Below are 1,566 nucleotides of genomic sequence, written 5' to 3' on the forward strand. Positions count from 1 at the left end.
CGCCGACGCCCGCACGCGCGAGGACATCGTCCGCTCGCTGCGGCTGGAAGGCGCGAAAGTCCTCGTCGACAGCTTCGCCCGGCCGAACCTGCAGCTGTCGGCCCTGCGCAAGGAGAACGCCTCGCGGGCGAAGACTGACGCCGCCGTGATCGATCTGGTCCGTCAGCGGCGCGGCAAGTCGGGGGTCGTCTACTGCGGTTCGCGCGACGGGTGCGGACGGGTGGCGCAGGCGCTGCGCGACGCCGGGACCAACGCCATCGCCTACCACGCCGGCATGGACGCCCGCGATCGCGACCGCCGGCTGGAGCGCTTCCTCGCCGAGGACGGAGCCGTGATGGTGGCGACCATCGCCTTCGGCATGGGCGTGGACAAGGCCGACGTCCGCTTCGTCATCCACGCCGACCCCCCCGGCTCGCTGGAGGCCTATTGGCAGGAGATCGGCCGCGCCGGCCGCGACGGCGAACCGGCCGAGGGCATCACCCTCTACGGACCCTCCGACATCGCCTGGACGCTGAAGCGGCTCGACGGACGACCCATGGCCGAGGAGGTCAAGGCGGCGCAGGTCCGCAAGGCGCGGCAGTTGTTCGCCATGCTGGACGGCGCGGCCTGCCGGCCCCAGGCCGTGCGCCGCTATTTCGGCGAGGCCGAGGCGCAGCCGTGCGGGGTCTGCGACCTGTGCGCCGATCCCCCGGCCGTGTTCGACGCCACCGTCCCGGCCCAGAAGGCGCTGGCGGCGGTGCAGCGTCTCGGCGAGCGCTTCGGCAAGACCCGGGTCATCGACCACCTGCTCGGCCGGACGAAGGACGTCCAGCCGTGGGAGACAGCCCTGTCCACCTGGGGCATCGGCGCCGACACGGCGGTGCACACATGGCGCGACGTGCTCGACCACCTGATGTTCGACGGCCTGCTGGCCGAGGATCCCAACGACGGCAAGCCGCTGGTGCGGCTGGGCGATCCCGAGGCCGTGCGCGCCGTCTATCGCGGCGAACGGTCCGTCGAGGTCCGCAGCCTTCCCGCGCGCGTCGGCTCGGGAGTGGCGAAAGAGCGCGTCCGCACCGGCCGCAACGCCGCGCTGGAGACGATGGACGCCGACGTGCGCGCCCGGTTCGAAACCCTCCGCGCATGGCGTCGCGACCGCGCCGCCGAACAGCGGGTGCCGCCCTACGTCATCTTCCAGGACAAGACGCTGCTGGAAATCGCCGTCCGCCAACCCCGCGACCTCGACGCCCTCGCCCACATCTCCGGCGTCGGCCAATCCAAAATCGACCGCTACGGCCCGGCCGTGCTGGAGGCGCTGGGGCGTTGATGCAGAACGACGCCTGAAATCTCGCCGCCTGCGCCCTCCGCCGCGTGAGTGGGTTCGTCACGAAGAGCGCCAGCGCTGGCCGTTATCAAGAAGACCCATGTTCGCTCGGTAAGGATCGGGCAAGGTCTTGGAAGGGACGCCTTAAACTTTGACGGTCAAACTCCGTCGGTGATCCCGAACCGCGCCCCGTCTCCGGTCGACAAACTGGCTCTGGCTGTCGTGCATGCGCCCGAGCGGGCCATTCCCGCGCCCGCCGGCGC

1 protein-coding gene is annotated in these 1,566 nt (G+C 71.3%); it reads left to right on the forward strand.

Annotated features, from left to right (window positions below):
• A partial coding sequence (locus tag VGB60_RS10995) for an HRDC domain-containing protein (RefSeq protein WP_331038301.1) occupies positions 1-1,306 on the forward strand: 1,306 nt, incomplete at its 5' end.
• Between the last annotated feature and the right edge of the window lie 260 nt (positions 1,307-1,566).

The sequence above is a fragment of the Brevundimonas sp. genome (assembly GCF_036399195.1).
Taxonomy (GTDB): Bacteria; Pseudomonadota; Alphaproteobacteria; order Caulobacterales; family Caulobacteraceae; genus Brevundimonas.